The following is a 20,461-nucleotide window of genomic DNA, read 5'->3' on the forward strand; positions in this document are numbered from 1 at the left end:
ATGACACTAATCGAGTGCTATCCGGCGGCCTTACCGAACTTCCAGTATCCGGTGAAGCAGATGCTGGATTTCGGTACTGCGCGGTCGTTCACCAGGTATCTGCGCAAGCCCGTGGCCAAGCCCTGCTCGCCTGCCACGTAGACGAACGGGATGCCGCCGGGAAGTTCGGCTTTCTGCACTGCGGCGAGTGCCGCATCACCGGGTTTGGCATGCGGGTTGGGGCGCACGATCCAGTTCAGCTCGACGCCCGGCGGTACATCCTGATGCTGGACGTCGGCCTCGGTGGGGACTTCGAGGAACACCACGGCCCGCAGGTCCGCGGGCGAGGATCGCAGTATTCCGAGAATTGCCGGAGCTGCACTTTCGTCGCCGACGAGCAAGTGCCACGAGGCATTCGTGTCCGGGTTGTAGATGCGTCCCTCGTCGAGAATCGCGACGCGCTTCCCGGGAACGGCGTGCGCAGCCCACGACGACGCTGGACCTGCTTGGCCGCCGTGTTCGGCACCGTGGACGACGAAGTCCACATCCATCTCCGCACCCTCGCTGTACCGGCCCTGGCCTACGGGCCGGAAGTCACGGACGGTGTAGTTGCGGACCACCGGCTTGGTGTCCTTGGAGAAGGTCAGATAACTGGGCGTACCAGAGTTTCGAGGTCGAGCTGGGGATGCGGGGTTCACGCTGACCGGGTTGCGGAAGGAACAGTCGGAACCACTGGTCGTAGCCCATGTACCGGTAGTTCGAGAGCGATTCGCCCCCGAGGGTGATCCTGACGAAACCGGAACTTACTCGTTCGGCAGCGAGAACATGCAGACGGTAGAACACCGGGTGCTCGGGTTTGAGGTACTTGGCCATGCCGGTGAGATCAGTGGACCCTGAATTCGAATGGGGTCGCGTCGATTCACTCGGGTCGCTCTCGCCGACAGTGCTGGACGACCTTCGCTCCCATCGGCACCGCGAACAGCATCATGAACACCCGGATGATCTGTGCGGCCACGACGAACGTCACGTTCGCTCCGGTCGATGCTGCGATGGCCAACACCGCGTACACCCCACCCGGGGTGGTCGCCAGGTAGCCCTCGTACCCGCTGGTGCCCGTGGCCGAGGCCAACCACAAGCCGAGCATCGCGCACCCGACGGTGACGGCGATGATGAGCAGCAATGCGGACGGCAGCACCCGAGAGATGGACTTCAGGCTCGCGACGGTGAATCGCAGGCCCGCTTGCCACCCGATCACGATGTACGCCGCCCACAGCAGCAACGTGGGAACCGATGCGTCGAACGACACCCCGGCAACGTCGGCGCACGTGGCGGCGATCAGCGGCCCCAGCAGCGCCGGAGCGGGAAATCGCAGCGCCAGTGCGAGCAGGACTCCCACCCCGCCGCAGACCAGCACGAAGGCCAGGTCCACATACAGCGGAGCTCCGGAATCGGCGAGCATCGTCGACTGACCGGGCTGTGCACTGAACACCAGTGTCGCCACCAGCGGCAGGGTTGTGGTGACGAGAACGACCCGCAGGTACTGCACCACCGCCACGACGCGTTCGTCGCCGCCGAGTTCCTGGGCAATGGCCACCAGGCCCGACGCGCCGCCCGCGACCAGTGCCAGCGCGCCGGTCAGTGAATCGATGTCCTTCCGCAGTCCCAGCAGTGCTCCCGCGGCAATGGACAGCAGAAGCGTTCCGACGCATGCCAGCAGCACCGGCAACCAGGCGTCGCCCAGTGAGCTGAGAGTGTCTCGCTGCACCAGTGTCCCGATCTCGACACCCAGCACCGCCTGAGCCACCATGCCGAGCCGTCGTGGCAGCGGAGCGCGCTCGGTGCCCGTGGTCGGTGCCCAGCCTGCGAGAGCGAAGATCACCGCCACGAGCAGCGCGACGAACAGTGCGGCCGACGGAATCCCCAGAGCATCCGCACCGACGGTCAGGCCGACGGTGACGAGAACCAGCAGGAGCCAGCGAATCAAGAAGGCCGCTCGATCTCACGAACCTCGGGCGGCAACCCCCATTCGGAACGGCCGAGGCGGCTGAGCGGGGCGATGGCGTCGAACTCGGGGAGGCCGTCCTCGGCCAGAAATTCGGGACGCACCGACAGGGCGACGACGGTGCCCATGACGACGAAGCAGTTGCCGACCTCCACGACACGATGCAGCGTCGCCTCGATGGCGATCGGAGCGGCCGCGACGCGCGGTGGCGTCACGACGGTGCTGGGCTCGCTCTCGATCCCGAGGGCCTCGAATTCGCTGACGTCGTGGTCGAAGCTCGCCGAGCTGCTGTTGACCTGATCGACCAACGGTGCCGTCGCCAGATTCACGACGAACTCGCCGGTGGCCTCGATGTTGCGAAGACTGTCCTTGCGGCTCACCGACGTGAACTGCACGACCGGCGGCACAGTCGACGAGACCGTGAAAAAGCTGTAGGGGGCGAGGTTCGCCACACCGTCGGCCGAGATTGTGGAGACCCAGGCGATGGGCCGAGGTACCACCGAAGCGGTCAGGAGCTGGTAGAAGCGACCGGGAGCGACCTCGTCGGGCCGAAAGACTGTACGCACACCTTCATACTGTCAAAGCCCGGTTGCGGCGTCCTATCGACGCGTCTGACACTCTGGAAACTGTGAATCCGTCCACCGCACAGGCCACCGCAGTCGTCGACGAATTGGCGCGCAGCGGGATCCGAGACGTCGTGTTGTGTCCCGGCTCGCGGAACGCCCCGTTGGCGTTCGCGTTGCAGGAGGCGGACGTCGCCGGCCGCCTGCGGTTGCACATGCGGATCGACGAGCGAACTGCCGGCTTTCTGGCCATCGGCCTGAGCCTGGGCAGTGGTCAGCCCGTCCCTGTAGTGATGACGTCGGGAACTGCGGTCGCCAATCTGGGGCCTGCGGTTCTCGAAGCGAACTACGCGCGCATTCCGCTGATCGTCATCAGCGCCAACCGCCCGTACGAGATGCTCGGCACCGGCGCGAACCAGACCATCGAGCAGCTCGGCCTGTTCGGATCCCAGGTTCGCGCGACGATCAGCCTCGGGCTCGCCGAGGAAGGGCCCAAGCAGAACAGTCAGTGGCGCAGTGCGGTCTCGCGGGTCATCGCCGCAGCGCGCGGCGCACGCTCCGGCAACGCCGGGCCGGTGCACTTCGACATCCCGTTGCGTGAGCCTCTGGTGCCTGCGATCGGCGACCCCGGCGCGCGTCCGGAGGGTCGGCCCGATGGATTGCCGTGGACCTCGACCACCCAGGCGACGCTCGACGTCCCGGTGGAGTTGGACCTGTCGGTGGACACCGTCGTCGTCTCCGGTCACGGCGGCGGCGTGCGACCGGAACTCGCCGGGCTGCCGACCGTCGCCGAGCCAACCGCACCCCTACACGGAATCGCGTTGCATCCCTTGGCTCTTGCGCAGTTGAAGCCGAAGCAGGCCGTCATCACCGGACGCCCTACGTTGCACCGGCAGGTATCGGCGTTGCTCGCCGACCCGGCAGTGGACGTCATCGCGCTCACCACGGGACCGCGCTGGCCCGACGTCTCCGGCAACGTCCTGGCCACCGGCACCCGGGCGGTCACCACCGGTGCGCCCGACCCCGCCTGGATCGCCCGTTGCGCCGCTCTGTCCGAGAGAGCCGAACTGGCTGTGCACGAACAACTTCGAGAGCATCCCAAGCCGACGGGACTGCATGTGGCCGACGTGGTGATGTCCGCGCTGCAGCCCGGAGACCAGCTGGTGCTCGGAGCGTCCAATCCCGTGCGCGACGCGGCCCTGGTCTCGACTCCGATCCCGGACGTGAAGGTTCTGTCCAACCGCGGCGTGGCCGGTATCGACGGCACCGTCTCGACGGCTATCGGTGCCGCGATGTCCGGAAAGCGCCGCACGATAGCGCTTCTCGGTGATCTGACGTTTCTGCACGACGCCGCGGGCTTGCTCATCGGCACCGGTGAACCGCGTCCGGACGACCTGACGATCGTCGTCGCCAACGACGACGGCGGCGGCATCTTCGAGCTCCTCGAACAGGGCGACCCGCAGTACGCGGGTGTGTTCGAGAGAGTGTTCGGCACGCCCCACGGCATGGACCTCGGCGCGCTGTGCGGTGCCTACCGTGTGGAGCATCGACTGGTCGACTTGGCCGATCTGGCAACCGAACTCACCGGCCATGCCACGGGAATCAGGGTGCTGGAAGTGACCACCGAGCGATCGGGCTTGCGCGAGCTACACGCAGCAATTCGGGCGCGGCTGTAGCGCGTGGTAGGCCGCTAGCTCTGTTGCGCTGCAACTCATTTGCAGGTTTCCTGGTCGATCAGGTCTTCGATATTTCCGCCGACGAGTGGGAACTGCACCGTCGATTCTCCCGTGACGATCAGCGTCGCGCCGGTGCCGTTGTTGTCCGCGAAATTTCGTTGGGGGGGTTTACGATCGCTGCGGGCGCGCGTCTGGAACGCATGCACGCAACGGAGGCCGACAATCGTATTGGGGAGAACCGGTGACGGGTGCGTTCGAGGTACTGCTGGACGATGACCGCACTCAGCTCGAGGCGTTCATCGAGGACTACCGGAGAGCGCTCGATGCGACAGTCGATGGTGTCACCGAGGAGCAGGCGCGTGAACGGTTGGTTCCCTCTGCGACAACGTTACTCGGCTTGCTCAAGCATGTGACCTGGATGCAGCGGGTGTGGTTCGAGGAATGCGTCGGGGGTGGGTCCAGGGTTGCGCTCGGACTGGTTCGTAGTGCTTCGGAGTCCTTCGTCGTCGACGACGGTGACACCATCGCCGGTGTCGTCTCGGCGCACAGACAGGCATGCGCAACTGCTAGAGCTGTAGTAGCCGAAGTGCCACTCGATGCCATCGTGACGGGCCATCATTCCGGGCCTCGTACGGTGCACTGGGTATATGTTCAGGTGCTGAGGGAACTGGCCCACCACTGCGGCCACGCCGACATCCTTCGTGAACAGATACTCGCGTCCTGAGGCGGAGTCGCCTTCCGACCCCAAGGGGCGGACGCTAGCTCTGTTGCGCCGCAACCCATTCGAGGGTTTGGCCGGTTTCTTGGTCGATCATGTCCTTGATCATCTTGTTGATCAGGTCCTCGATCTTGCCGCCGACGAGGGGGATCTTGACGGTCGATTCGCCCTTGACGATCAGCTTCGCGCCGGTGCCGTCTGGGCGAAGCGAGAGCGTGCCCTTCACCTTCGATGGCAAACCGGTGGTTCCACCGGTCAGCGTTCCCTCGGCGCGGTCGCCCTCGAGTGGCCCCCAGTGGTCGGTGCGCGAGACCATCAGCTTGCCCTTGACGACCTTGGTGACGAAACCGGGGAGCTCGGACGTACCGACTTCTTCGGTGATGTCGACGGTCAGGCCACCGTCGTCGTGCTTGGTCAGCTCGAACCCGTCTGTCTTCTTCGCCTTGGCGAAGCGGGCCATCCACTGGTCTTCACTGGTGAGTGCTGCATGCACGTCGGCGGGGGGATTGGACGATTCGACGGTGAACTCGAAGCTGCGCGACATGAGTGCAGACGTTACCCGAGCGGAGTCGCGTCGGCTGCGAAGTAACCTGATCGCTGTGACCGATACCGACAGAGGCAGCCGAACGCTGTACAGGGCCCGGCTGGTCGTGCTCGTGGTCGCCATTGCGATTTCGGTCCTTTCCGTGCTTCTTGTGGTCGGAGCCTGGCGCAACGACGTCACCATCGATTCCGACAAGGGCACCGCCACAGCCGAGGTGCTGTCCGCGGGCAAGTTGCGCTCGGCCGTCAGCTTCATCACCCCCGACGGCGTGACACACAACCCGGCGCTCGGCGTGCTGTACCCCACCAACCTCATCGCGGGTCAACGCATCGAGGTCGAGTACTACAAGGCCGACCCGGACGTCGAGCTGGTTCGCGTCGCGGGCCGCGACGCCACCGTCGCTATCGTTCCGGCCGGATCCGTCATCGTCGTCACCTGGCTGATTGCCGGCCCGGTGCTGATCTGGTTACGTCGCAAGGAGGCCAAGAATGCGTAATGCCAAACAGTGGGTCATCGCTGCCCTCGCCGCGGTGGCCGGGTTCGCGTTGGTGAACTTCGGCAACATCGCGTCCTCGATCGTGGTGATGGTGCTTGCCGTGGTGTTCCTTCTCGTTCTGATGACGCCGGTGCTGTATCCGAGTTCCCTGTCCGACATCGGGAGTGGAGCCTGCGGAACGACCCGGCCGGACGCCTCGCGCAATCAGGCGACAGAGAGATCGGTGCCGCTGGTCTACTGGCGTCCGGGATGCATCTTCTGCTTGCGGTTGCGGGTGGCGCTGTTGCTGCGCGGAAAGAAAGCCGTGTGGACGAGCATCCGCCAGGATCCGGCTGCGGCCGCGCGGGTGCGGTCTGTCAACGACGGCAACGAGACGGTTCCCACGGTGTTCGCGGGCTCCGAACACCGCACCAACCCGAATCCGTCGTGGGTGCTCGCGCAATTCGTGTGACGTTGGCCCACACGTAACGTTGTCCATACCTGGCCGACTGCGGGGCCGCCCACACTGAGGATCGTGCGAGTAGCCATCGTTGCGGAATCGTTCTTGCCCAACATGAACGGCGTCACCCACTCGGTGATCCGTGTCCTCGAACACCTCGACAAGACGGGGCACGACGCCATCGTCATCGCCCCGGACAATCCGTCCGGCCCCAGAGCCGCGACGTGGCACGACGACGTTCCGGTGCACCGGGTGCCGTCGATCATGGTCCCCAAGGTCAGTTCGCTGCCCGTCGGTGTACCGGGCCTCGGCATGGTCTCGGCGATGCGCGCCTTCGCCCCCGACGTCGTGCATCTGGCGTCACCGTTCCTGCTCGGAGCAGGCGGCCTCGCCGCCGCCAACCGACTGGACGTACCCGCGGTCGCCGTCTACCAGACCGACGTCGCCGGTTTCGCCGCCAGCTACGGCCTGGGCCTCACCTCGAAAGCCGCGTGGCGCTGGACCAGGAGACTGCACCGCGGCGCGGCCCGCACCCTGGCGCCGTCCACCTCGGCCGTCGACGCGTTGGAGTTGCACGGCATTCCGCGCGTGCACCGGTGGGCGCGAGGAGTCGACGCCGTCCGATTCGCGCCCTCGGCCACGTCGCAGACGCTCAGAAGTCAGTGGGGAGCAGACGAGAAGCTGATCGTCGGCTTCGTCGGCAGGCTCGCCCCCGAGAAGCATGTCGAGCGGCTCGCCGTACTGGCCACCGACCCGTCGATCCAGCTGGTGATCGTCGGCGGCGGACCCGACACAGCGGCGTTGCAGACCCTGATGCCGGGCGCGATCTTCACCGGACAACTCGGCGGCGACGAACTCGCTCGGGCCTACGCCAGCTTCGACATCTTCGTCCACCCCGGCGAACACGAAACCTTCTGCCAGGCAGTCCAAGAAGCCCTCGCCAGCGGCGTTCCCGTGATCGGACCCGACGCCGGTGGCCCACGCGACCTCGTTTCGCACTGCCGCAACGGCTACCTGTTGCCGGTCGACAAGTTCACCGAATTGCTGCCCAGTGCCGTCGGAGCCCTCGCCGAACCCACCACTCGGGCACGATTCGGCGACGCAGCCCGCAAATCGGTGCTGCACCGCACGTGGCCCGCAATCTGCGACGAGCTGATCTCGCACTACTACGACGTGCAAGGCATCACAGCGCCGCGGGTGCAAAAGATTGCCTGAGTAGTCTGGACCGTGTGGCCCAGACATCACGCGCAACCCTGGCAAAAGAGCCCCACGAGGTGGCGTCGATGTTCGACGGCGTCGCCCGTCGATACGACATCACCAACACGGTTCTGTCGTTCGGGCAGGACCGCAGTTGGCGCAAGCTGACGCGTCGAGCGTTGGATCTCAAACCCGGTGAGCGGGTACTCGATCTCGCTGCAGGCACCGGCGTCTCCACCGTCGAACTCGGTCGCAGCGGAGCCTGGTGTGTGGCCACCGATTTCTCCAAGGGCATGCTGCAAGCCGGACTGCAGCGAGGTGTGCCGATGGTTGCAGGCGACGCGATGGCACTGCCCTACGCCGACGCCAGCTTCGACGCCGCCACCATCTCTTTCGGCCTCCGTAACGTCTCCGACTTCGACGCAGGCCTGCGCGAGATCGCCCGCGTCACCAAGCCCGGCGGCAGGCTCGTCGTCTCGGAATTCTCCACGCCGGTGTTCGGTCCGTTCCGCACCGTGTACATGGAGTACCTGATGAAGGCGTTGCCGAAAGTCGCTCGCGCCGTGAGCAGTAACCCCGACGCGTACGTCTACCTCGCCGAGTCCATCCGCGCCTGGCCGACACAGGAACAATTAGCGCAGCGGATCGCCGACGCCGGCTGGACCGACGTGCAGTGGCGCAACCTCACCGGCGGAATCGTGGCGCTGCACAAAGCAATTCGGCCCTAGCACGGTTCACGAAAACGGCGGCCGGGAATCGATTTTCAGCGAGCCGGTTCCCGATGCCCGCCAGGTACGCGCGACGAGATCGCTGTCTGCCTCGGTGATGAGGTTGCCCATGCAGCGGACGGCGACTTTCATCAGTGCCCGCGAGCGCATACCCACCGGTCCCGCTGCGGGCAGGAATCTCGGCACCGTGAGCAGTCCAGCGAGGCGTCGAGCGATGGAGAAGGACTGCCCGTAGTGCTCGCGGAGCAGGCTGGGCCAGGCGTCGGTGAGGTCGGGGTCATCGAGCAGGTCGACGACCATGCGGCCGCCTTCGAGTCCGTAGTCGATGCCCTCGCCGTTGAGTGGGTTCACGCAGGCCGCAGCGTCACCGATGATGGCCCAGTTTGTGCCCGCGATTCCCGAGACCGCACCACCCATCGGCAGCAGCGCCGACGCCACCGATCGCAACTCACCGCTGAGGTCCCATTCGTCGCGGCGCTGGCGGGTGTAGAGGTCGAGTAGGGGACGCAGCGCTCCGGGTGCAGGCCTCTTGGCGGTGGCCAAGGTGCCGACGCCGATGTTGATGGTTCCGTCGCCCAGCGGGAAGACCCAGCCGTAGCCGGGCTGCAGAGTGCCTGCGGCGTCACGCAATTCGAGGTGCGAGCTGATCCACTCGTCGTTGCTGCGGCCCGAGTCGATGTAGGCGCGAGCAGCGACGCCGAATGCAGTGTCGCGATGCCATTGCCGCCCGAGTTGCTTGCCCAGAGTGGAACGGACACCATCGGCGACGATCAGTGTGCGGCAGGAGATCTCGTGTTCTCCGGTGGCGGTCTGGAGGGTCACCGAGCGGACCGAATTGCCGTCGCGGGTGACGGAGACAGCCTTGGCTCCCTCGGCCATCACGGCCCCGGATTCGACTGCGGCGACGCGAATCCTGTCGTCCAATTCAGTTCTGGGAACTGCACTTCCGATGGTCGGCAGCGATCTGCTCGGCCACTCGAGTTCCAGTTCCTGCCCGAATCCGCTCAGTCGCAGTCCTCGGTTGCGCGCTTTGCCGCGCACCCACTCGCCGAGGCCCAGCTGATCGAGCTCGGCGACGGCGCGTGGCGTCAACCCGTCACCGCACGTCTTGTCGCGGGGGAAGACTGCCGCGTCGGCCAGGACGACGTCGCGGCCGGATCTCGCGGCCCATGCCGCAGCGGACGATCCTGCGGGGCCCGCACCCACGACCAGAACGTCGGTCGCGGTGGGTGGGGCGGGGTGGGAAGTGCTCACGTGTTCCAGTATCCCGATTTCTACGAACGGGTGCGTCGAGGGCCTCCCGTCAACGCCGTGCGAACGCGTGGTGGGCATGCGTCACCTCAGCTTCCAGCGCGAACTCGCGGTCACCAGCAGAATTCCGCACGTGATCCTGCTCGAAGGTCTGATGGCAGCACTGACCGACGCTGGAAGTCATCTCCGGCAACCTCGGTGAGTGAAGTGTCACCTGTGGTCGGTGACACCGTCCCACCGGTGTGCACGCTAGGTTCACTACGGTAGAAGGCGAGCAGCGGCGCTGAAGCCGCTGCCGCCGGCATGTCGACGACAGGACAGGGACCAACATCGTGAGTACAGACGACGCTGCCGTAGCAACGGTCGTTGCCGGAGTCGACCTGGGTGACCCGGAGCTCGCGCGATCCGTCGCCGACGGCCTCGCACGCGTCGAAGAACTGATGATCAGCGAACTCTCCGACGGTGAGGAGTTTCTCACCGAGGCCGCGCTGCACCTGGCCAAGGCCGGTGGAAAGCGATTCCGGCCCCTGTTCACCGTGCTCACGGGTCAACTGGGACCGTCGCCGACCGATCCCGCGATCGTCACCGCGGCCACGGTCGTCGAACTGGTTCATCTGGCGACGCTCTATCACGACGACGTCATGGACGAAGCGTCGATGCGTCGAGGCGCCGAGAGTGCGAACTCACGCTGGGGCAACAGTGTGGCGATCCTCGCGGGCGACTACCTGTTCGCGCACGCGTCTCGTCTGGTGTCCACGCTCGGGCCCGACGCCGTCCGCATCATCGCCGAAACCTTCGCCGAACTCGTGACCGGTCAGATGCGCGAAACCATCGGAGCCAAGAGCACCGACGATCCCGTCGCGCACTATTTGAAGGTCGTATGGGAGAAGACCGGTTCGCTCATCGCCTCGTGCGGACGCTTCGGCGGAACGTTCAGCGGCGGCGATGCCGAGCATGTGGGACGCCTCGAGCGCCTCGGTGACGCTGTCGGTACCGCCTTCCAGATCTCCGACGACATCATCGACATCTCCTCGGCCACCGAGCAGTCCGGCAAGACTCCCGGTACCGACCTGCGGGAGGGCGTACACACTCTGCCGGTGCTCTTCGCGCTGCGCGAGGAAGGTTCCGACGGTGATCGACTGCGCGAGATCCTCGCCGGTCCGGTCACCGAGGACGCCCTGGTCACCGAGGCCCTGGAACTGCTGCAGCGTTCACCCGGAATGGTCTCGGCCAAGAAGACACTCGGCGAATATGCCGCTCGGGCACACGCAGAACTCGCACTGCTGCCGCAGGGGCCGGCCAACGATGCACTCGGACGGTTGGTGAATTACACCGTCGAACGCGTCGGGTAGTCGGCTCGGACTCCAGGCAGGGAACTGCCGGTCGGGGTGCTTTCGTTGAATCGGGTAGCAACACCCGGTACGAGGAGGCATTCGAGACATGAACGGTTACGCGAACGGCGCGAAGACTTTCGGCCTGCTGGTCGGGATGTCGGCGCTCATCGTTTTCATCGGCTCACTGTTCGGTAATGCGACGATTCTGATCGGCTCGATCGTCCTGGCCGTCGGCGTCAACGGTTACGCGTACTTCAACAGCGCGAAGATGGCGTTGCGATCGATGCATGCCGTGCCGGTGACCGAGCTCGAGCAGCCGGCGATGTATCGGATCGTTCGCGAGTTGGCGACGGCCGCTCATCAGCCGATGCCTGCGCTGTACGTCAGTCCCACCAACAACCCCAACGCGTTCGCCACCGGACGCAATCCGCGCAACGCTGCGGTGTGCTGCACCGAGGGCATCCTGCGCATCCTCGACGAGCGCGAACTACGAGCAGTGCTCGGTCACGAACTCTCGCACGTCTACAACCGCGACATTCTGATCTCGTCGGTGGCCGGGGCGATGGCTGCTGTCATTTCGGGCCTGGCCAACCTGGCCTTCTTCGCCAACATCTTCGGCGGACGCGGCAACGGAGGCCCTAACCCGATCGCGCTGCTCCTGGTGTCGCTGCTGGGGCCCATTGCGGCCACCCTGGTTCGGCTGGCGGTCTCTCGTTCGCGGGAGTACCAGGCAGATCAATCGGGAGCCGAGCTCACCGGCGATCCGCTGGCCCTCGCGTCGGCGCTTCGCAAACTCGAGCGGGGAGTGCAATTGGCACCGCTGCCGCCCGAGCCGCGATTGGCCGCCGAGTCGCATCTGATGATCGCCAACCCGTTCCGCATCGGCGACACGGCAGGTCGACTGTTCGCCACCCACCCGCCAATGGCCGACCGCATCGAGCGACTCGAGCGGATGGCCGGCCACCGGCCCGACTGACAGGAGCCTGCGGCATGTGAGTGGAACTTCGTAGCCTGCTACGAAGTTCCATGCACGTGCGGCGAAGCCGCTCTAGCGGTAATTGACGAACTGCAGTGCGATGCCGAAGTCCTCGTTCTTGAGCAGCTGCTGGATGGCTTGCAGATCGTCACGCTTCTTGCTGCTCACGCGCAGTTCGTCGCCCTGAATCTGTGCCTTGACGCCCTTGGGGCCGTCGTCGCGGATCTTCTTGGAGATCTTCTTGGCGTTCTCGGTCGTGATGCCCTGCACGAGCTTGCCGGTGACCTTGTAGACCTTGCCGGACGCGGCCGGATCGTTGGTCTCGAAGGCCTTGAGGGAGACGTCCCGTCGGATCAGCTTCTCCTTGAACACATCGAGAGCGGCCTTGACCTTCTCCTCGGATTCGGAGGTGATGACGATGGTCTCGGACTCGCCGCTGCCGGACCATTCGATGCTGGTGTCGGATCCACGGAAGTCGAAGCGGGTCGCCAGCTCCTTCGCGGCCTGTCCGACAGCGTTGTCCACTTCCTGTCGGTCGACCTTGCTCACTACGTCGAAGGACGAATCAGCCACTTCTCACACTCTCCAGTCGAATCGAAAATTTGATTTGGCGGTGGTTTCGGTCCACATCCCGCAGGGACTTTATCGGCCCGCCACCGACCGTATCCACCCGGTTTGCGTTCCGGGGGGACGTTCGTTGTATTCTTCTCACCGCGCCGAAGAGCAGTACGGGCTTCGATCGCATCACGGCAGATTGCCCGAGCGGCCAATGGGAGCGGACTGTAAATCCGTCGGCTTATGCCTACGTAGGTTCGAATCCTACATCTGCCACACCTGGAACCCCGGCGAGGATTTTTCTCGCTGGGGTTTCCATGTGAAGAGGGACATGAACGGCTCGCTGACCACGCAATTTGGTAGTCGGCGCTCCGAATGTGTAACCTCTTGAAGGCTTCAGCGCACGGCAACATGCGTCGTTGTTCGCCCCCTTAGCTCAGTCGGTAGAGCGTTTCCATGGTAAGGAAAAGGTCAACGGTTCGATTCCGTTAGGGGGCTCGCTGGATTGGATGGCTCGACGTCGCCTTCCCCACGTGGGATGGTGGACGATGAGCACCTGAGGCGGTGTAGCTCAGTTGGTAGAGCAAACGACTCATAATCGTTGCGTCGCCGGTTCAAGTCCGGTCACCGCTACACAGTAGGCAAGCACGACCCGTAGCACCCATGAACAGTCCTGATTGACCCTGATCAGATTTACCCGAAAGTAGGCGTCCAGTGGCCTCCTCCACCGATGTGCGGCCCAAGATCACCTTGGCCTGCGAGGTTTGCAAGCACCGCAACTACATCACCAAGAAGAACCGTCGGAACGATCCCGACCGCATCGAGCTGAAGAAGTTCTGCTCCAACTGCGGCACGCATCGGGCTCACCGCGAATCTCGCTAGTCCGCACGGCTCGCTGGTTCGCAGTTCCGATCTCTCATCGGCGCCCGGCGTTAGGTCGCATTTTCTTCCCTAACGGTTCTTGCGTCCAGGGTAGAAAAGGTCTCCACAGTGTCACAAGCTCCACACGACGTTCCGGCCATGGATGCGTCCGCACACGCGGCGTCCATGGTCGGTTCTCATTTTCGCGTCGACGACTTCTACGAGGTCGGCCGTGAGAAGGTTCGTGAATATGCGCGTGCCGTCCAAGATTTTCATCCCGCGCATCACGACGAGGACGCAGCGAAGGGCCTCGGTTACGACGGTCTCCTCGCGCCCTTGACCTTCATTTCCCTGCTCGGAATCATGTCGCAGACCCGGATGTTGCAAGAGTTCATCACGGGATACGACCCGAGTCAGATTCTCCAGACCGATCAAAGACTGGAATTTCATCGCCCGATCCAGGTCGGCGATCGAATCTTCTGCGACGTGTATCTAGAGTCGTTCCGGCAGATGAGCGGCAGCGACATCATGACCACCAAGAACATCATCACCGATCAGAACGGCGACCTCGTTCAAACCACCTGGACGACCATTGTGGCGCGTACCGGCGGGGAGATCGACGAGAACATCGCCCATGCGGTGAAGGAAGTGATCCGGCATGGCGCTTCGTGAATTCGACGACGTATCGGTCGGCGAGGAGCTGCCTGAGCGAATCGTGTCCCTGACCCGAGGCGACCTGGTGAACTACGCAGGCGTGTCCGGCGATCCCAACCCGATCCACTGGAGCGACGAAGTCGTCGAGCTGGCCGGATTGGACGACGTCATCGCTCACGGAATGCTCACGATGGGCCTCGGTGCCGGCTTCGTCACCTCGTGGCTCGGCGACCCGGGTGCGGTCACCGAGTACAACGTGCGCTTCACCAGTGCGGTCTTCGTCCCGGCCGACTCCCCGGCGTCGGTGGAGTTCGCCGGCAAGATCAAGTCTATGGACGCCGATGAGCGAACCGCGACTGTCGCCATCGTCGCGAAGTCCGCCGGCAAGAAGATTTTCGGGCGAGCCACCGCAACGGTGCGCTTGGCCTGAGCATGGTCGATCCGGTCGAGGTCGTTCACGGCCGGGACGACGGGATTTATCTGTTCCGAAGGGTGTGCAGTACACTGAGATTTCTGGGGTAATTCGGCGCTCTGCGCTGCCCGCGTCCTCTTCCCGAGGTTGTGTGGGCCGTGTGTATGAGCCGGATGGACACCAGAGCGGCCGAGAAGTTTCGGCCGAAGGGGCGTAGCTCAATTGGTAGAGCAACGGTCTCCAAAACCGTAGGTTGCAGGTTCAAGTCCTGTCGCCCCTGCCCAAGGTGTCAGCAACTGAGAGGAACGACGTGAGCGAGGAGCGCGGTAAGCGCGACGGTCGATCGGAGGAGTTCGAGAACTCTTCGGCTTCAGGCGACGTCGCACCTGGCTCCGAGGGCCGTCCTTCCGATGCTGACACCACTGCCGGTGAATCCGCTGCAGACGCCGTGGTTCCCACCGGTAAGCGATCGACCAGCAGGTCCCGCGGTAGTGCTGCGGGCGTGTCGATGTCCAAGGCTCCGGCCGCATCCACCGCGCCCGCGAAGGCCAAGACCGGTAGGACCCGATCGGGCAACGTCAAAGCCGACAAGCGGCCGAACGTGTTCCTGCGTCTGTTGCAGTTCTTCCGTGAGGTCGTCGCCGAGCTTCGCAAGGTCATCTGGCCGAACAAGAAGCAGATGGTCACCTACACCACCGTCGTGCTCGTCTTCCTGACGTTCATGGTCGCGTACATCAGTGGCCTCGACGTGCTCTTCATTCAGGGCGTCGGCTGGCTGTTCGGCTGACCGATCGCAGCTGCGTGACTTATCGACGATCGAACCGAGCAGGAAACTAGAGAAAGGGTGCTGACGTGAGCACGCCGCACAACGACGCCACCGAAGTGGCCGCATTCGACGCCGATGTCGAGGCGACCAAGCAGGGCCTCGAAGCGGAGCAGGCCGCTCAGGACCGCGAGACCGACGAAGCCATCAAGGCCGACGTTGCCGCTGCCGCCGGTGAGGACGTCCCCGCCGAAGACGGCGAGACTGCCGACGTAGATGTGACAGCCGAGCCCGAGGATCCCGTCGCCGAGATGAAGGCGGCTCTGCGCCGCGCTCCCGGTGACTGGTACGTCATCCACTCGTACGCCGGATACGAGAACAAGGTCAAGGCAAACCTCGAGACCCGCGTGCAGAACCTCGACGTCGGTGACTACATCTTCCAGGTGGAGGTTCCCACCGAAGAGGTCACCGAGATCAAGAACGGCCAGCGCAAGCAGGTCAACCGCAAGGTTCTGCCCGGCTACATCCTCGTCCGCATGGAACTCAACGACGAGTCCTGGGGAGCTGTCCGCAACACCCCCGGCGTCACCGGCTTCGTCGGTGCCACCTCGCGGCCGTCACCGTTGACCATCAACGAGGTCGTCAAGTTCCTCATGCCGCAGGAAGGTGCCAAGAAGGACGCGAAAGCGACCGCAGGCGCAGCCGACCAGGGCGGCGACACCACGTCGAAGCCGACCATCGAGGTCGACTTCGAGGTCGGCGAGTCGGTCACCGTCATGGACGGCCCGTTCGCCACCCTCCCCGCCAGCATCAGCGAGGTCAACGCAGAGCAGCAGAAGCTCAAGGTGCTGGTATCGATCTTCGGCCGTGAAACACCGGTCGAGCTCGGCTTCACCCAGGTCTCCAAGATCTAGAAGCCGACCACACAGACTTGCAGTAGCAACCGCAAGAAACCCGAGCGAATACAAGGAAAAAGAAATGCCCCCGAAGAAGAAGAAGCTAGCCGGGATCATCAAGCTTCAGATCCAGGCCGGAGCCGCCAACCCGGCACCGCCCGTCGGCCCCGCACTGGGCCAGCACGGCGTCAACATCATGGAGTTCTGCAAGGCCTACAACGCCGCGACCGAGTCGCAGCGCGGCAACGTCGTGCCGGTCGAGATCTCGGTCTACGAAGACCGCACGTTCGACTTCAAGCTGAAGACTCCTCCCGCTGCCAAGCTGCTGCTCAAGGCCGCAGGCGTGGCGAAGGGCTCCGGCGAGCCGCACAAGACCAAGGTCGCCAAGGTGACCATGGATCAGGTGCGCGAGATCGCCAAGACCAAGGCCGAAGACCTCAACGCCAACGACATCGATCAGGCCGCGAAGATCATCGCCGGCACTGCTCGCTCGATGGGCATCACGGTCGAAGGCTGATTCTCAGCCCCTCAAGCATCACACGTGGGAGAGCCGGCCAGGCTCGTCAACCACACTGAACTCGAACGAAGGACAGTAAGACATGGCAAAGCGCAGCAAGGCCTACCTCGAGCAGGCCGCAAAGATCGACCAGGACAACCTCTACTCGCCTCTCGAAGCCGCGAAGCTGGCCAAGGAGACCGCGTCGAGCAAGTTCGACCCCACCGTCGAGGTCGCAGTGCGTCTCGGCGTCGACCCTCGCAAGGCCGATCAGATGGTGCGCGGCACCGTCAACCTTCCCCACGGCACCGGCAAGACCGCTCGGGTTATTGTTTTCGCCGCTGGTGAGAAGGCTGCAGAGGCCGAGGCAGCAGGAGCCGACGTCGTCGGTGCAGAAGATCTGATCGAGCGTATCCAGGGCGGATTCCTGGACTTCGACGCAGCGATCGCCACCCCGGATCAGATGGCCAAGGTCGGCCGTATCGCCCGTGTCCTCGGACCGCGTGGCCTGATGCCGAACCCGAAGACGGGCACGGTCACCAACGATGTGACCAAGGCCGTCAACGACATCAAGGGCGGCAAGATCAACTTCCGCGTCGACAAGCAGGCCAACCTGCACTTCGTCATCGGCAAGGCCTCGTTCGACGAGACCAAGCTGGTGGAGAACTACGGCGCAGCGCTGGACGAGATCCTGCGTGCGAAGCCTTCGTCGGCCAAGGGCCGTTACGTCAAGAAGGTCACCGTCTCGACCACCACCGGACCCGGCGTCCAGGTCGATCCGAACCGCACGCGCAACCTCCTCGAGGACGACGCGAACGCGTAAATCAGCTCAGCACCACTGCGAAGGCCGGCACCGAAACATCGGGTGCCGGCCTTCGTTGCGTGACGGGGTCCGTGTCGCCTACGCAGCCCGCGCCCGCGCGAAGTTCGCCAGGATGATGCCGGCGATGCGGTCGAGCAGTGCGGCGGGCAGGTCGTGGGCCATACCGTCGATCAGAGTCAGCTCGGCGTCGGGGACGGCGCGGGCGATGGCCTTCCCGCACGACGGCCGCACCAGTTTGTCGGCGGTGCCGTGGATGACCGTGGTGGGTGCGGTGATCTTCTTCGCGTAGGGCCGCAGACTGCCGGTGCCGGTGATCGCAGCCATCTGCCGGACGACACCGGACGGGTTGTAGTTCCGCTCGTACATCACCTGCGCGATCTCCAGTTGCGCTTCGATCGGTGTTCGGTAACCGGGGGAACCGATCGCGGCGAGCGTCTTGGCCGAGTGCGCGATGATCTCGTCCCTGGTGGCGTCCTTCCCGACGCCGCCGATAAGTGGCAGCAGCGCGCGTGGGTCGGGCGGCGGCAGAAACGGCTCGTTGGTGCTCGAGAAGAGGATGCCGACCGACTTCGTTCGTTCGGGATAGCGTCCGGCGAAGACCTGGGTGATCATTCCGCCCATGGAGGCACCGACGACGTGCACCGAGTCGACGTCGAGATGGTCGAGCACGCCGACGGCGTCGGCCGCCATGTCCGTGATCGTGTACGGCACGTCCGAGGACATCCCGAACTCGTGCCGGATCAGGCGAAGAATCTGGGAACCTCGCACTCTCTGCCCGGTCATCTTGGTGGACAACCCGATATCGCGATTGTCGATCCGGATCACCCGGTAGCCGGCGTCGACGAGGCGGGTGCAGAAGTCCATGGGCCACAACGTCAATTGCGCGGACAGGCCCATGATGAGCAACACTGCGGGATCGTCGATCGATCCCATGTCCTCGTACGCGATCTCGACGGAGTTCGTCGGCGCGACACCTTGTTCGATTCTCATGTTCTCGTTCCTACCAGCCGGGCTCACCGAGTACCGGAACCACCAGGTAACTCGGGTTCTGCGGGTCGATGTCGATGTCCTGCCTACGCAGACGCGTACGCACCAGATCCGGCAGGATCGGGATGAACCGCGGTGTGTCGGTGGCGAATACGCTCACGCGCAGGCTGTGGCCGGATGCGATGACTGCCTCGGTGGTGAGGATGTCGATGTCGAGAGCGATGGGTTCCCCCACGGGCACCGGGAGCAGCGCTGCCTCGGTGAGTGGATGGTACGGACGGGTGTAATCGCCGTTGGGGGCGAACAGTGATCGCTCGTCGTCGACGGCTCGGCGTGAGGCGAGCAGTGCCCCGTTGCTGAGCACAGTGGATCGCCCGTCCGGAGCGACATCGCAGATCATGATGGCCCACAATGCTTCCGGCGCATGGCAGACGACGCGCAGATGCAGGTTCATGGGGCCGGACAGCACGGTGTCCGACTCGGCGGGCGCAGTGGTGAAGGTGACTGCGGCGCCCTCGGCGAATCGATTGTCGTAGGTGAAGCCGCCGCCCAGGACTGCCGTCACGCCGGCGAGAACCTGTGTGGTGTCGCGAGATACGACGGCTCGCAGCGACGGGCGAACCGTCAGGGCGTCGGACTTCTCGGCCGGTTCGCCGGTGAGACTGCCGTCGGCGACGGCATGGGGCGCGGTGCCCGATACCGCTGCCGACAGGTAGAGCCTGCGGGGCTGCGCCATGGGAGCTGGAAAGCGCCCGTGCGCAGTCCAATTGCCACCCTGCTGACGCAGGGTGACGGGACCGTAGTTCTCGATTCCGTTGTCCACGTCGCGCAGCCACTTGTCGAACCAGGCCCGTTCGAGCACGTCCAGGCGAGGCGGGAAGCCCGGTTCGCCGAAGCCGATTCCCGGGTTGCCGTGGTATCCGTCGCCGACGAGCAGCTGCTTGAATCCGCGTTCGAGAGCGAGCCGATTGTAGATGTCCGGTGCGGAGCCGCCGAAGATGTCGTGCCAGCAGCCGTACAGAAATGTCGGTGCCGAGATGTCTTCGATGACGGCATCGATGGTGTCGTAGTACTCGTTGTCGTAGATTCGCGGATCTCTACCTGTGACAAAGCCTTTGGCCAGATCGAGCAGATTTGTCGCCGGGGATCGAGCGCGATCGCGGAGCCAGGCGAGCGTGTCGATTCCGCCGACCGCAGGCGCCCATTTGAGCCCGTTGACGGCCGCGAGCCACAGCGGAATGAACGCCGAGGTGGCACCTCCGGTGGCGAAGATCTCGCGCACGATGTCCACCGACCCTTCGACCGCGAACACCGCGTCGAGGCCGGCAGGCTGCTTGGCTGCGGCCTGCAGGGCGTTGATGGCGGAGTACGAGATTCCGGCCATCCCGATCCTGCCGTTGCACCACTGCCTGCGTCGGGCCCACTCGATCACCTCGAGCGAGTCGAGCTGTTCTCGGGGGCCCAGCACGTCCCAGGTGCCCGAGGAACTGCCGGTGCCGCGGACGTCGACGATCATCTGCACGTACCCGCTGCGCACGAGATGACGGTTGACCGAGAGCAGGTCGGCCGCCCCGCCCGCCACCACTCGGGTGATCTCGGTGATGCCGTCGAATCTGGTTCCGGTCAGGTCGAACGCGGACGAGAGCGCTCTGATCGCACGGCCGAGGACCGGGGTCTCGAGGACGGTGTCGATGCCCTTGATCAGCAGCTTGTTGTACGGCGTGAGGTTCAGGACGGTGGGAAACGTGCCCTCCACCGCGCGTCCCGACGCGTCCGCGGGGCGAAAGACGTATGCGCGCAATGCAGTTCCGTCGCTCATCGGAATGCGCACGTTCGCCGTGACGGACACCCGCGGGTAGTGCGGTTGCTCGCGCACGATGGTCGCCCATGCCGCCGCTGCGTCGCCGCCGCTCGGATCGCGTACGGGTTGCAGAAGGGGGTGTGGGTGTACTGCCGTCATGAGAAACGATTAGACCGTCGAAGGGCCTCGTTTGTCTCGTGGAACGGAAATCACTGGTGATTGCACCTACCGGCACGGGGCGATTTGCCTACTTCGATTGGGAACACTCTCAACGCCGGTTGAGCGCCGCTGTGGGGGTTCCCAGACTTTT

At 64.6% G+C, this 20,461-nt stretch carries 26 protein-coding genes and 4 tRNA genes; 20 read left to right on the forward strand and 10 right to left on the reverse strand.

The annotated features are described in order from the left end of the window. Window positions 1-17: 17 nt before the first annotated feature. From R4P57_RS08885 to R4P57_RS08900, 4 genes are read right to left on the reverse strand one after another with little or no spacing between them, the layout of a single operon-like run. Entirely contained in the window at window positions 18-599 is a 582-nt protein-coding gene (locus tag R4P57_RS08885) for a siderophore-interacting protein (RefSeq protein ID WP_411742334.1), read from the reverse strand. Beyond that, window positions 574-852, reverse strand: a complete 279-nt coding sequence (locus R4P57_RS08890; protein WP_317802486.1) for a siderophore-interacting protein — start codon at window positions 850-852, stop codon at window positions 574-576. Before R4P57_RS08890 ends, R4P57_RS08885 begins: the two co-directional genes overlap by 26 nt. Before the next feature lie 46 nt (window positions 853-898). Then, window positions 899-1,963, reverse strand: a complete 1,065-nt coding sequence (locus R4P57_RS08895) for an AbrB family transcriptional regulator (RefSeq protein WP_317802487.1) — start codon at window positions 1,961-1,963, stop codon at window positions 899-901. Then, the gene (locus tag R4P57_RS08900) at window positions 1,960-2,547 is read right to left on the reverse strand and encodes a flavin reductase family protein (protein ID WP_317802488.1); all 588 of its coding nucleotides are present in this window, start codon (window positions 2,545-2,547) and stop codon (window positions 1,960-1,962) included. Before R4P57_RS08900 ends, R4P57_RS08895 begins: the two co-directional genes overlap by 4 nt. 62 nt (window positions 2,548-2,609) lie before the next feature. Between R4P57_RS08900 and menD the strand changes: the two genes are divergently transcribed. Continuing rightward, on the forward strand, window positions 2,610-4,220 hold the full coding sequence (menD, locus tag R4P57_RS08905) for a 2-succinyl-5-enolpyruvyl-6-hydroxy-3-cyclohexene-1-carboxylic-acid synthase (protein WP_317802489.1): 1,611 nt from the start codon (window positions 2,610-2,612) through the stop codon (window positions 4,218-4,220). Between the two features lie 35 nt (window positions 4,221-4,255). Here menD and R4P57_RS08910 read toward each other — a convergent pair whose 3' ends face one another. Continuing rightward, window positions 4,256-4,426, reverse strand: a complete 171-nt coding sequence (locus R4P57_RS08910) for a hypothetical protein (protein ID WP_317802490.1) — start codon at window positions 4,424-4,426, stop codon at window positions 4,256-4,258. 35 nt (window positions 4,427-4,461) lie between these two features. On the opposite strand from R4P57_RS08910, the gene R4P57_RS08915 reads away from it, so the two are divergent. Continuing rightward, window positions 4,462-4,944, forward strand: coding sequence for a DinB family protein (locus tag R4P57_RS08915; RefSeq protein ID WP_317802491.1), 483 nt, complete (start codon window positions 4,462-4,464; stop codon window positions 4,942-4,944). 34 nt (window positions 4,945-4,978) lie between these two features. Here R4P57_RS08915 and R4P57_RS08920 read toward each other — a convergent pair whose 3' ends face one another. Continuing rightward, complete coding sequence (locus R4P57_RS08920) at window positions 4,979-5,482, reverse strand: DUF2505 domain-containing protein (RefSeq protein WP_317802492.1); 504 nt, start codon at window positions 5,480-5,482, stop codon at window positions 4,979-4,981. 55 nt (window positions 5,483-5,537) lie between these two features. Between R4P57_RS08920 and R4P57_RS08925 the strand changes: the two genes are divergently transcribed. From R4P57_RS08925 to R4P57_RS08940, 4 genes are all read left to right on the forward strand, one after another. After that, entirely contained in the window at window positions 5,538-5,978 is a 441-nt protein-coding gene (locus tag R4P57_RS08925) for a DUF3592 domain-containing protein (protein ID WP_317802793.1), read from the forward strand. Continuing rightward, the gene (locus R4P57_RS08930; protein ID WP_317802493.1) at window positions 5,971-6,429 is read left to right on the forward strand and encodes a glutaredoxin domain-containing protein; all 459 of its coding nucleotides are present in this window, start codon (window positions 5,971-5,973) and stop codon (window positions 6,427-6,429) included. The genes R4P57_RS08925 and R4P57_RS08930 overlap by 8 nt, the downstream gene beginning before the upstream one ends. A gap of 63 nt (window positions 6,430-6,492) precedes the next feature. Beyond that, window positions 6,493-7,632, forward strand: a complete 1,140-nt coding sequence (locus R4P57_RS08935) for a glycosyltransferase family 1 protein (RefSeq protein ID WP_317802494.1) — start codon at window positions 6,493-6,495, stop codon at window positions 7,630-7,632. A gap of 14 nt (window positions 7,633-7,646) precedes the next feature. Next, window positions 7,647-8,342 carry a demethylmenaquinone methyltransferase gene (locus tag R4P57_RS08940; RefSeq protein ID WP_269607005.1) on the forward strand — a complete coding sequence of 232 codons (696 nt, stop codon included), beginning with the start codon at window positions 7,647-7,649 and terminating at the stop codon, window positions 8,340-8,342. Between the two features lie 6 nt (window positions 8,343-8,348). Here the strand turns inward: R4P57_RS08940 and R4P57_RS08945 are convergent, their stop codons facing one another. Beyond that, window positions 8,349-9,596: a geranylgeranyl reductase family protein gene (locus tag R4P57_RS08945; protein WP_317802495.1), complete on the reverse strand. Its 1,248-nt coding sequence runs from the start codon at window positions 9,594-9,596 to the stop codon at window positions 8,349-8,351. A 76-nt stretch (window positions 9,597-9,672) separates the two neighbouring features. Between R4P57_RS08945 and R4P57_RS08950 the strand changes: the two genes are divergently transcribed. The 3 genes from R4P57_RS08950 to htpX all read left to right on the forward strand — a co-directional run bounded on the left by R4P57_RS08950 (window position 9,673) and on the right by htpX (window position 11,903). Beyond that, a complete protein-coding gene (locus R4P57_RS08950; RefSeq protein WP_317802496.1) occupies window positions 9,673-9,795 on the forward strand; it encodes a hypothetical protein in 123 nt (40 codons plus the stop codon). 130 nt (window positions 9,796-9,925) lie between these two features. After that, window positions 9,926-10,945 carry a polyprenyl synthetase family protein gene (locus R4P57_RS08955; RefSeq protein ID WP_317802497.1) on the forward strand — a complete coding sequence of 340 codons (1,020 nt, stop codon included), beginning with the start codon at window positions 9,926-9,928 and terminating at the stop codon, window positions 10,943-10,945. 88 nt (window positions 10,946-11,033) lie between these two features. After that, window positions 11,034-11,903: a zinc metalloprotease HtpX gene (gene htpX / locus R4P57_RS08960; RefSeq protein WP_317802498.1), complete on the forward strand. Its 870-nt coding sequence runs from the start codon at window positions 11,034-11,036 to the stop codon at window positions 11,901-11,903. 72 nt (window positions 11,904-11,975) lie between these two features. On the opposite strand, the gene R4P57_RS08965 is transcribed toward htpX, so the two are convergent. After that, entirely contained in the window at window positions 11,976-12,476 is a 501-nt protein-coding gene (locus R4P57_RS08965; RefSeq protein ID WP_008713817.1) for a YajQ family cyclic di-GMP-binding protein, read from the reverse strand. Between the two features lie 175 nt (window positions 12,477-12,651). Between R4P57_RS08965 and R4P57_RS08970 the strand changes: the two genes are divergently transcribed. The 11 genes from R4P57_RS08970 (at window position 12,652) to rplA (ending at window position 17,363) form a co-directional block, all read left to right on the forward strand. Continuing rightward, window positions 12,652-12,734, forward strand: a tRNA-Tyr gene (locus R4P57_RS08970). Between the two features lie 149 nt (window positions 12,735-12,883). Further along, window positions 12,884-12,956 (forward strand) — tRNA-Thr (locus R4P57_RS08975). Window positions 12,957-13,018: 62 nt separating this feature from the next. Beyond that, window positions 13,019-13,091, forward strand: a tRNA-Met gene (locus tag R4P57_RS08980). A gap of 81 nt (window positions 13,092-13,172) precedes the next feature. Then, window positions 13,173-13,340: a 50S ribosomal protein L33 gene (gene rpmG / locus R4P57_RS08985; protein ID WP_027498281.1), complete on the forward strand. Its 168-nt coding sequence runs from the start codon at window positions 13,173-13,175 to the stop codon at window positions 13,338-13,340. A 138-nt stretch (window positions 13,341-13,478) separates the two neighbouring features. Further along, the gene (gene hadA, locus R4P57_RS08990) at window positions 13,479-13,991 is read left to right on the forward strand and encodes a (3R)-hydroxyacyl-ACP dehydratase subunit HadA (RefSeq protein ID WP_317802794.1); all 513 of its coding nucleotides are present in this window, start codon (window positions 13,479-13,481) and stop codon (window positions 13,989-13,991) included. Further along, complete coding sequence (gene hadB, locus R4P57_RS08995) at window positions 13,978-14,403, forward strand: (3R)-hydroxyacyl-ACP dehydratase subunit HadB (protein ID WP_317802499.1); 426 nt, start codon at window positions 13,978-13,980, stop codon at window positions 14,401-14,403. The genes hadA and hadB overlap by 14 nt, the downstream gene beginning before the upstream one ends. 189 nt (window positions 14,404-14,592) lie before the next feature. Next, window positions 14,593-14,665: transfer RNA gene (locus R4P57_RS09000), tRNA-Trp, on the forward strand. Window positions 14,666-14,695: 30 nt separating this feature from the next. Then, the gene (gene secE, locus R4P57_RS09005; protein ID WP_317802500.1) at window positions 14,696-15,172 is read left to right on the forward strand and encodes a preprotein translocase subunit SecE; all 477 of its coding nucleotides are present in this window, start codon (window positions 14,696-14,698) and stop codon (window positions 15,170-15,172) included. Window positions 15,173-15,237: 65 nt separating this feature from the next. After that, window positions 15,238-16,062 (forward strand): transcription termination/antitermination protein NusG, encoded by an 825-nt coding sequence (gene nusG, locus R4P57_RS09010; protein WP_317802501.1) that lies wholly within the window; start codon window positions 15,238-15,240, stop codon window positions 16,060-16,062. A gap of 64 nt (window positions 16,063-16,126) precedes the next feature. Then, a complete protein-coding gene (gene rplK / locus R4P57_RS09015) occupies window positions 16,127-16,561 on the forward strand; it encodes a 50S ribosomal protein L11 (RefSeq protein WP_075839252.1) in 435 nt (144 codons plus the stop codon). An 82-nt stretch (window positions 16,562-16,643) separates the two neighbouring features. Continuing rightward, window positions 16,644-17,363, forward strand: a complete 720-nt coding sequence (gene rplA, locus R4P57_RS09020) for a 50S ribosomal protein L1 (protein WP_027498276.1) — start codon at window positions 16,644-16,646, stop codon at window positions 17,361-17,363. Window positions 17,364-17,441: 78 nt separating this feature from the next. Here the strand turns inward: rplA and R4P57_RS09025 are convergent, their stop codons facing one another. Both R4P57_RS09025 and R4P57_RS09030 read right to left on the reverse strand, forming a co-directional pair. Further along, window positions 17,442-18,353 (reverse strand): alpha/beta hydrolase, encoded by a 912-nt coding sequence (locus R4P57_RS09025; protein WP_317802502.1) that lies wholly within the window; start codon window positions 18,351-18,353, stop codon window positions 17,442-17,444. 10 nt (window positions 18,354-18,363) lie between these two features. After that, window positions 18,364-20,310: a CocE/NonD family hydrolase gene (locus tag R4P57_RS09030; RefSeq protein ID WP_317802503.1), complete on the reverse strand. Its 1,947-nt coding sequence runs from the start codon at window positions 20,308-20,310 to the stop codon at window positions 18,364-18,366. Window positions 20,311-20,461: the final 151 nt, after the last annotated feature.

The sequence above is a fragment of the Rhodococcus sp. IEGM 1330 genome, from assembly GCF_033142445.1.
In the GTDB taxonomy this organism is placed as follows: domain Bacteria; phylum Actinomycetota; class Actinomycetes; order Mycobacteriales; family Mycobacteriaceae; genus Rhodococcoides.

Coding starts and splice junctions, on each gene's coding strand:
- R4P57_RS08950 (WP_317802496.1), top strand. CDS start 9,673: ATGCGTCACCTCAGCTTCCAGCGCGAACTCGCGGTCACCAGCAGAATT.
- R4P57_RS08930 (WP_317802493.1), top strand. CDS start 5,971: ATGCGTAATGCCAAACAGTGGGTCATCGCTGCCCTCGCCGCGGTGGCC.
- R4P57_RS08920 (WP_317802492.1), bottom strand. CDS start 5,482: ATGTCGCGCAGCTTCGAGTTCACCGTCGAATCGTCCAATCCCCCCGCC.
- rplK (WP_075839252.1), top strand. CDS start 16,127: ATGCCCCCGAAGAAGAAGAAGCTAGCCGGGATCATCAAGCTTCAGATC.
- hadB (WP_317802499.1), top strand. CDS start 13,978: ATGGCGCTTCGTGAATTCGACGACGTATCGGTCGGCGAGGAGCTGCCT.
- rplA (WP_027498276.1), top strand. CDS start 16,644: ATGGCAAAGCGCAGCAAGGCCTACCTCGAGCAGGCCGCAAAGATCGAC.
- R4P57_RS09030 (WP_317802503.1), bottom strand. CDS start 20,310: ATGACGGCAGTACACCCACACCCCCTTCTGCAACCCGTACGCGATCCG.
- hadA (WP_317802794.1), top strand. CDS start 13,479: ATGGATGCGTCCGCACACGCGGCGTCCATGGTCGGTTCTCATTTTCGC.
- R4P57_RS08890 (WP_317802486.1), bottom strand. CDS start 852: ATGGCCAAGTACCTCAAACCCGAGCACCCGGTGTTCTACCGTCTGCAT.
- htpX (WP_317802498.1), top strand. CDS start 11,034: ATGAACGGTTACGCGAACGGCGCGAAGACTTTCGGCCTGCTGGTCGGG.
- R4P57_RS09025 (WP_317802502.1), bottom strand. CDS start 18,353: ATGAGAATCGAACAAGGTGTCGCGCCGACGAACTCCGTCGAGATCGCG.